Source organism: Pullulanibacillus camelliae, assembly GCF_014642655.1.
Classification (GTDB): Bacteria; Bacillota; Bacilli; order Bacillales; family Sporolactobacillaceae; genus Pullulanibacillus; species Pullulanibacillus camelliae.
Window position 1 is genome coordinate 247520 of sequence record NZ_BMIR01000003.1, and the last position, 7984, is coordinate 255503.

At 42.4% G+C, this 7984-nt stretch carries 8 protein-coding genes and 10 tRNA genes; 17 read left to right on the forward strand and 1 reads right to left on the reverse strand.

All coding sequences use genetic code 11. From position 1 onward, the window contains the following. The first annotated feature begins 7 nt into the window (after positions 1 to 7). The 6 genes from IEW82_RS05520 to IEW82_RS05545 all read left to right on the forward strand — a co-directional run bounded on the left by IEW82_RS05520 (position 8) and on the right by IEW82_RS05545 (position 5795). Complete coding sequence (locus IEW82_RS05520) at positions 8 to 1018, forward strand: PP2C family protein-serine/threonine phosphatase (RefSeq protein WP_188690429.1); 1011 nt, start codon at positions 8 to 10, stop codon at positions 1016 to 1018. A 69-nt stretch (positions 1019 to 1087) separates the two neighbouring features. Then, positions 1088 to 1423, forward strand: a complete 336-nt coding sequence (locus IEW82_RS05525; protein WP_188690432.1) for an STAS domain-containing protein — start codon at positions 1088 to 1090, stop codon at positions 1421 to 1423. Next, on the forward strand, positions 1420 to 1917 hold the full coding sequence (gene rsbW, locus IEW82_RS05530) for an anti-sigma B factor RsbW (RefSeq protein WP_188690436.1): 498 nt from the start codon (positions 1420 to 1422) through the stop codon (positions 1915 to 1917). Before IEW82_RS05525 ends, rsbW begins: the two co-directional genes overlap by 4 nt. After that, the gene (sigB, locus tag IEW82_RS05535; protein ID WP_188690439.1) at positions 1871 to 2668 is read left to right on the forward strand and encodes an RNA polymerase sigma factor SigB; all 798 of its coding nucleotides are present in this window, start codon (positions 1871 to 1873) and stop codon (positions 2666 to 2668) included. Before rsbW ends, sigB begins: the two co-directional genes overlap by 47 nt. Then, on the forward strand, positions 2665 to 3300 hold the full coding sequence (locus IEW82_RS05540; RefSeq protein WP_188690442.1) for a protein phosphatase 2C domain-containing protein: 636 nt from the start codon (positions 2665 to 2667) through the stop codon (positions 3298 to 3300). The genes sigB and IEW82_RS05540 overlap by 4 nt, the downstream gene beginning before the upstream one ends. Before the next feature lie 326 nt (positions 3301 to 3626). Beyond that, on the forward strand, positions 3627 to 5795 hold the full coding sequence (locus IEW82_RS05545; RefSeq protein ID WP_188690445.1) for a Tex family protein: 2169 nt from the start codon (positions 3627 to 3629) through the stop codon (positions 5793 to 5795). Positions 5796 to 5837: 42 nt separating this feature from the next. Here IEW82_RS05545 and cmpA read toward each other — a convergent pair whose 3' ends face one another. Continuing rightward, positions 5838 to 5948: a cortex morphogenetic protein CmpA gene (gene cmpA / locus IEW82_RS05550; RefSeq protein ID WP_188690448.1), complete on the reverse strand. Its 111-nt coding sequence runs from the start codon at positions 5946 to 5948 to the stop codon at positions 5838 to 5840. 205 nt (positions 5949 to 6153) lie between these two features. On the opposite strand from cmpA, the gene IEW82_RS05555 reads away from it, so the two are divergent. The 11 genes from IEW82_RS05555 to IEW82_RS05605 all read left to right on the forward strand — a co-directional run bounded on the left by IEW82_RS05555 (position 6154) and on the right by IEW82_RS05605 (position 7801). Continuing rightward, positions 6154 to 6624 (forward strand): SprT family protein, encoded by a 471-nt coding sequence (locus IEW82_RS05555; protein WP_188690452.1) that lies wholly within the window; start codon positions 6154 to 6156, stop codon positions 6622 to 6624. A 226-nt stretch (positions 6625 to 6850) separates the two neighbouring features. Next, positions 6851 to 6925, forward strand: a tRNA-Asn gene (locus IEW82_RS05560). A 3-nt stretch (positions 6926 to 6928) separates the two neighbouring features. Continuing rightward, positions 6929 to 7020, forward strand: a tRNA-Ser gene (locus IEW82_RS05565). Positions 7021 to 7041: 21 nt separating this feature from the next. After that, positions 7042 to 7116 (forward strand) — tRNA-Glu (locus IEW82_RS05570). A gap of 18 nt (positions 7117 to 7134) precedes the next feature. Beyond that, positions 7135 to 7210: transfer RNA gene (locus tag IEW82_RS05575), tRNA-Asp, on the forward strand. 9 nt (positions 7211 to 7219) lie between these two features. Then, a tRNA-Gln gene (locus tag IEW82_RS05580) sits at positions 7220 to 7294 on the forward strand. A gap of 17 nt (positions 7295 to 7311) precedes the next feature. Then, a tRNA-Lys gene (locus tag IEW82_RS05585) sits at positions 7312 to 7387 on the forward strand. A gap of 38 nt (positions 7388 to 7425) precedes the next feature. Continuing rightward, positions 7426 to 7511, forward strand: a tRNA-Leu gene (locus IEW82_RS05590). 19 nt (positions 7512 to 7530) lie between these two features. Beyond that, positions 7531 to 7607 (forward strand) — tRNA-Arg (locus IEW82_RS05595). Positions 7608 to 7636: 29 nt separating this feature from the next. Continuing rightward, positions 7637 to 7710: transfer RNA gene (locus tag IEW82_RS05600), tRNA-Gly, on the forward strand. A 14-nt stretch (positions 7711 to 7724) separates the two neighbouring features. Further along, positions 7725 to 7801: transfer RNA gene (locus tag IEW82_RS05605), tRNA-Ile, on the forward strand. Positions 7802 to 7984: the final 183 nt, after the last annotated feature.

The following is a 7984-nucleotide window of genomic DNA, read 5'->3' on the forward strand; positions in this document are numbered from 1 at the left end:
AGTGTTTATGATCGATCAAGAACAAATGTATGAGCGTTATAAACGGTTGTTAGCGGAATATATGGAAGGTAAAAATGAAGAAACGTTATATAATGGTCAATTATTTAGTCGACATATGATAGAGTGTGGCGTTTCACCTGAAGATGTTCTAAGTGTACATATAGAAATCATGCGAGAGTTCTTTCCTAATATGGATGAAAGATTAGAGTCCTCTTTTGATTTCTTGCTGGAGGCGATGATTGGTTATGGCCTCGCCTATAGGGAACACCAAAATCTTAGGTTCAAACAACGACAGTTAGAGACGGAAATTGATATTGCAGCGAATGTTCAACAATCGCTCTTGGTAAGTGCGGTCCCTGAGATTGATTCTCTAGATATTGGTGTTATCAGCAAGCCGGCGAAGAAAATGAGTGGGGATTACTATCACTTTGTTAGGGATGAACAAAATTTCTTAAGTATTGCGATTGCTGATGTCATTGGTAAAGGCATCCCTGCAGCGATGTGCATGTCGATGATCAAATATGCAATGGATAGTGAGCCTGAACAACGCACGAAACCAAGTGCAGTTTTAGAAAACTTAAATCGTGTCGTCGAACAAAATGTGGATCCTAGTATGTTTATTACGATGTTTTATGGCCTTTATAATGAAAAAGAACATCGTTTGTATTACGCATCGGCAGGTCACGAGCCTGGTTTTTTTTATTCAAGCCAAAAGGACCGTTTTGAAGAATTGACAGCAAAGGGACGAGTTTTAGGATTAGATCGCTCAACAAAGTATCGTGAGTATGAAAAACTAATCATGCCTGGTGATATGATTGTTTTGCTCTCAGACGGTGTTACTGAATGTCGCACGAAAAAAGGATTTATTGAGCGGGGTGAGGTTGTGGATTTGATCCGCAAGCGCATGGATCGATCTGCACAAGAGATCGTAGATAGTGTTTATAAAGAGCTTGAGAGATTACAGGAATTTCAACTGCGTGATGATTTTACACTCATTATTTTAAAACGCAGGGTTTAATCGTTAGATAGATCGGGTATATGTCCGATATAGCCTTTCAAATTTTCAGGAGGCCTGGAGGTATTTGCTATGAATTTGAATATTCTTCAAGGAAAAGCCAAGGATGGCGGTGAGCTATTAATCCTTAAGGGGGAGCTAGATGCTTATACTGCGCCGAAGCTCAAGGAGACGCTTTTGGAGCTTGTCGACATCGAGGGAGCTTCGGTAACGCTAGATTTATCAGATACAAATTATATGGATAGTACAGGAATTGGTGTCATTATTGCTGCATACAAAAAGGTTTGCAAGAATAATGGAACACTCATTGTGCAAGGCTTAACTCCACGGGTTGAAAGACTATTTGATATCACCGGTCTGTCCGATATTATTACGATTGAAGATATCAATAAGGAGGAGACAAGATGAAGCCCACTTCAGACACAATAGAGCTCACCATTCCTGCTAAAGCAGAATATATAGGCGTTGTTCGTTTGACTGCTTCGGGTGTGGCCAATCGAATGGGCTATCCCTATGACGCTATTGAAGATATTAAAGTGGCCATTTCAGAAGCGATAACCAATGCGGTGAATCATGCCTACTCAGAAGATGAGGAGGGAGAGGTTGCTGTTCGTTTTCAGCTCTTACCGGATCGCCTGGAAATCATGGTTGCTGACAAAGGGCGAAGCTTTAATGTTAATGCAATATTAGAAGAAATGAAACCGCTCGATGCATCTGCTTCATTAGAAGAATTGTCTGAAGGAGGACTCGGTCTTTTCCTAATCGATACACTTATGGACCAAGTCACATTTAATAACGATTCTGGCATTGCCGTTATCATGACCAAGTTTCTTCAAAGGGATGAGGTGGAATTGCATGCCGACAGGATCAAACAATCATATGACAGACCAGTCGGAAGATGACACGATACAATTGATTCGCAAGCTTCAAGATGAGCCTGATAACGAGGAAGTGAAGTCAGCGCTTGTGATTCGTTATACCAATCTTGTCCATTCTTTAGCAAAAAGGTTCTCCAGAGACAGCTTGATTCAGGAAGATTTAATTCAGGTAGGTATGATAGGGCTGTTAGCATCATTGAGACGCTTTGATCCAGAACAGGGAAATCGTTTTGAATCATTTGCTATTCCGACTATCGTAGGAGAAATCAAACGATTTATTCGTGATAAAACTTGGAGCGTACATGTTCCGCGCCGAATTAAAGAGCTTGGCCCAAAAATCAAAAAAGCAGTGGATGAACTGACAAACCAATTAGGTCAATCACCAACTGTTGAACAAATCGCTCGCCATCTAGAAGTAGAGGAAGAAGATGTCCTTGAGACAATGGAGCTTGGGCGTAGCTATAATGCGGCGTCAGTTGATAGTAAAATAGAAGCTGATTCAGAGGGTGGATCAGTGACGCTTTTGGATCTTATCGGCAGACAAGAACCAGGCTATGATCAGGTCGATGAAAAGCTGCTGATGGAAAAGGCTTTTAAAGTGCTAAGCAGCAGAGAAAAGGCCATTCTAATGTATACTTATTATGAGAATTTGAGTCAAAAGGAAACAGGGGAGCGACTTAATATTTCACAAATGCACGTGTCAAGATTGCAGAGGCGGGCATTGCAGAAATTACGGGAAGCTCTTAAGACGGAAGAGACAGAAGTGATAAAATGATTGAACGACATCCATTTGAACGATTTTCAGTCAATGCCTTTCAAAAAAACAAAAAAGGTATTGATTGCTGTGGCGATAGCTTTTTTGTTAACGAGACAGACAATACCTTTTTTTGTGCGGTAGCTGACGGTTTAGGAAGCGGAGAGGCGGCAAGGAAGGCTTCGCAGGCTGCTGTGAAAGCTATCGAAAATTTTCAAAATGAGCCTTTAGAGCGCATTATGACTAAAGTAAATGGCACTCAGAGGGGATTGAGAGGTGTTGTTCTCTCAATATTTAAATTGCATTTGAAAAGTGGTGTAATGGAGTTTTGTGGTGTAGGTAATGTGAAATTAAAAATTTTTAATGAAATGGGTGAATGGCTTCGGCCAGTGCCAAAACCAGGTATCCTTGCGGGGCAAGTGATGCGCTTCAATATTCAACGTCTTAAATATCCTCAAAATGGCTGGTTTGCCATGTATTCAGATGGCATTGCCATTAATGCAAAGGATACACCCACTTTGAAATATCTTCTTCACGCCGAGTCTTCGGATAATATCGATATCGATCCACTTCTTCATTCTATCTCAGCCAATATCGTAGACGACATGACCCTTTTACTTGGCACGCCGACTAAAAAAAGTCTACTCAGGTGAACCTTCACATCTGAGTAGGCTTTTTTGTACTATAAGCATTTATAACTTAGCGGAAGTCCTTATAGTTCGGCCTTTGGCTTTCGCGATCTGAGGTCTGGTGGCGACCTTAGTGCGTGATTTGAAACAATCACATTAGGGGGCTAGTATAGTGCTCCCTTAAGTGCGAGGGCGCGAACATGAGGCTGCGCTTAGTGAAGCCGTGAACTATAAGCTAAATTTTCTAAGGCAAGTACGGTGCATTAAAGCGATTGCCGCCATTTGGTTGGGACTGGAAGACCGGCTTGCTTTGAGCTATCATGAAGAGGATACAAGTGAGGAGGATGCATATGACTGATGATAAAGCAAAAGCATCTATCATACAAAACATCACACAGTCGTTGAAGTTAAAGCGTCGGCAAGTTGAAAATGTCATTGATCTACTTGAAAATGACAATACCATTCCTTTTATTGCGCGTTATCGCAAGGAATTTACCGGTGGATTAGATGAAGTTGCAATCAATGCGATAGCGGAACAATGGCAGTATGCCCAAACATTACATAAACGTAAGGAAGAAGTGCAGCGGCTGATCACTGAGCAGGGTAAGCTCACAAAGGAACTAGAGACTGCGATTGAAAAAGCAACAAAGCTTCAAGAAATAGAGGATATCTATCGTCCGTATAAACAAAAGCGGCGTACACGGGCGACTGTTGCGAAGGAAAAAGGGTTAGAGCCTTTAGCAGATTGGCTCATGTCTTGTCCTGATGCTCCAATAGAACCGCAGGCAGAAGTGTTCATTTCTGAGGAAAAAGAAGTATTATCGGTTGAAGAGGCGCTAGAGGGTGCCTGTGACATCATTGCCGAACGTCTATCTGATGATGCTGAAAATCGCAAGCGAATTCGTCAGGTTACATTCGCCAAAGGTATTATTGTTACTGAACGTAAAAATAAGGCAGAGGACGAAAAAGGCATTTATGAAATGTACTATAACTATGAGGAAAAAGTAGATAAGATTGTCCCTCATAGAGTATTGGCTATTAATCGAGGGGAGAAGGACGATGTTTTAAAGGTGAATATTCGTACGCCCGAGGAAGAGATCGTCACTTGGTTAGAAAAACAGCTCATAACTTCAATGCGAACTACAGCTAAGGAAGTATTGGCATCAGCGGCAAAAGATAGCTATAAACGGCTCATCTCACCAGCAATTGAGCGTGAAATTAGACAAAGTCTAACTGAAAAGGCAGAGACGCAGGCGATTAAAATCTTTTCAGAAAATCTTCAGCATCTCCTCATGCAGCCACCGATGAAAGATAAACGGGTTCTTGGAGTTGACCCGGCATATCGGACGGGCTGTAAGCTAGCTGTTGTTGATGAAACCGGAAAAATGCTAGAGATAGCCGTGATTTATCCGACACCACCTCGCTCTGAAATTGATAAATCGAAGACTGTGGTTAAGCAACTCATCGATAAATATGACATTGATACAATCGCAATAGGCAATGGAACAGCTTCTCGGGAGACTGAACAATTCATTGCTGATGTGATTAAAGAGCTTCAAGATAAGAATATATATTATTTGATTGTCAATGAAGCTGGGGCCAGTGTCTACTCCGCATCTGAATTGGCGCGTGAGGAGTTTCCTGATTTAAAAGTTGAAGAGAGAAGCGCTGTTTCAATTGCAAGAAGGCTCCAGGATCCATTGGCTGAACTGGTTAAGATTGATCCGAAGTCTGTCGGGGTGGGACAATACCAGCATGATGTGTCTCAAAAAGAGCTTTCTAGCTCCTTGCAGTTTGTTGTAGAAACGGTTGTAAATAGGGTAGGGGTCAATGTTAATACGGCTTCTTCATCGCTGTTGCAGTATGTTGCAGGACTTTCTAAGACGGTGGCCAATAATATCGTTAAGCGTCGAGATGAAGAAGGGCGCTACAAAAATAGACAAGAGCTTCAAAAGGTACCGAGACTGGGTGGTAAGACCTTTGAACAATGCGCGGGATTCTTAACTATTCCTGATGGCGATATTCCTTTGGATAGAACGCCGATTCATCCGGAGAGTTATAAAGAGACCTTTGCCTTGCTAGAGAACCTTGGCTTGACGGCTGCTGATATCGGAACGGATGGATTGAAGGAAAAACTGAATGTGTTGGATGTCCAGAAAACTGCAGAAATATTGGGAATAGGAGAACCAACATTGCGCGATATTGTACAGGCTTTAATGCGGCCAGGACGCGATCCGCGTGAAGATGTTGAAAAACCTCTTTTGCGAACAGATGTATTAGAGATTAAGGACTTAAAGCCCGGCATGGCACTTGAAGGTACGGTGAGAAATGTCGTGGACTTTGGGGCTTTTGTCGATATTGGTGTAAAGCAAGATGGTCTCGTTCATATTTCCAAGCTCTCTAACGGTTATGTCAAGCATCCGATGGATGTCGTTCATGTTGGGGAAATCGTCAAGGTATGGGTAGAGGACGTTGATGTGAATAAAGGCAGAATCGCTTTGACTATGGTGCAGTCTTGATAAATAAAAGGAGCACGGCATTTGCCATGCTCCTTATTCTGTCTAACAATAACGATCGTTGTAGAAAAACCAGCATTGATTCAAGAGCTTGATTTGATAGCGGTCCTTTTTATAATAGGCATTTTGTAATTGATTTTTGAACCACGTGGGCATCGGTCGGCGAACCTCCTTAATCCCTTTTATCAAGTTCTGTGCTATCCCTTGTTACTCCTAAGTACACACACATTTTCTAAGACCTAATGCAATCATTTAAACTCATTGTGGAGTTTAAACACTATGCTATACGATAGGATTTAGTTTAGTATATGTAGGAGAGGCTTGTAACTGTGATAAAAAATTTGAAAGAGGAATCAGACGAGTGGAACAACATGAATTACAAGAACTTGTTGAACGGATTTCTTTAGAAAGTTTCAATAAACCTTTTAGGCATCAGGCCGTTTTTAATAATCGACTAAGGACAACGGGCGGTAGGTATCTCCTGTCTTCTCATAATTTAGAGTTTAATCCTAAGCAATACGAAGCGTTTGGCTTAGAAGAGTTGATTAAGATCATCAAACATGAACTCGTGCATTACCATCTTCATTTAGAAGGTAGAGGCTATCGGCATCAAGATGAGGACTTTAAACAACTCTTGGCAGCAGTAGGCGGTTCACGCTATTGTCAAACCATACCTGGGACACGCAATCGCCAGCATCGCGTGTATGAATATCAATGCACCTCTTGTAAGGCAGTGTTTGTAAGAAAACGCAAAATGGATACGAAACGGTATGTTTGTGGGGCGTGTCGAGGAAAGATCAAGTGGATAAAAACGACAAAGCTCTACTCATAGGATAAAATAGATTTAAGAAGGGGATAAATGAAAGAAACGCTATTGACGTTAGAAATAAGATGTGCTAAATTATATTAAGTCGTCCGCTGTCGTATGGACAAACCTAAAAACAATGATGTTAAAAAAACATCAAATAGTTATTGACGCGATCTTCATAATGTGTTATTATGTTACATGTCGCTGTTAGATGAACGTAGTACTTTTAGAAATCAGGCTTGCATATTATTCCACAGTAGCTCAGTGGTAGAGCAATCGGCTGTTAACCGATCGGTCGTAGGTTCGAATCCTACCTGTGGAGCCATTTGGAGAAGTACCCAAGTTGGCTGAAGGGGCTCCCCTGCTAAGGGAGTAGACGGTTTACCCCGTGCGAGGGTTCGAATCCCTCCTTCTCCGCCAGTTTAGTTCATTAGGTTATATGGCCCCTTGGTCAAGCGGTTAAGACATCGCCCTTTCACGGCGGTAACACGGGTTCGAATCCCGTAGGGGTCACCATTCAACTTCATATCATTTGGACCCGTGGTGTAGCGGTTAACATGCCTGCCTGTCACGCAGGAGATCGCCGGTTCGATTCCGGTCGGGTCCGCCATTAGAATGATGGCCCATAGCCAAGCGGTAAGGCATCGGGTTTTGGTCCCGAGATGCCCAGGTTCGAATCCTGGTGGGCCAGCCATTGTTTTTATGACGAATGAGCCATTAGCTCAGTCGGTAGAGCATCTGACTTTTAATCAGAGGGTCGAAGGTTCGAATCCTTCATGGCTCACCATTCTAATAAAAGCATCTATGATTAACATAAAGGGCTATGCGGTCGTGGCGGAATGGCAGACGCGCTAGCTTGAGGGGCTAGTGGGGGAGACCCCGTGGAGGTTCGAGTCCTCTCGACCGCACCATGTCTTTGTTAATTCATATGCGCCCTTAGCTCAACTGGATAGAGTGTCTGACTACGGATCAGAAGGTTGGGGGTTCAAATCCTCCAGGGCGCGCCATTTATTTCTTTTAAAATTTTTAATTCTACGCGGGTGTAGTTTAGTGGTAAAACAAGAGCCTTCCAAGCTCTGGTCGTGGGTTCGATTCCCATCACCCGCTCCATATGAATCATATATGGGCCTGTAGCTCAGCCGGTTAGAGCGCACGCCTGATAAGCGTGAGGTCGGTGGTTCGAGTCCACTCAGGCCCACCAGATTTTATAACAATAAGTTATTGACATTCTGTTTTTAAACTGCTATACTATTAAAGTTGCTATTAAGTTAGTGACTGACGATCGTTCTTTTAAAACTGAACAAAAGCCAAGCGCAAAAAGGGAAACCTTTTAAATGACGCCAAGATTTAACTTTTAACCATAAGGTTGATGAGTGATCATCAA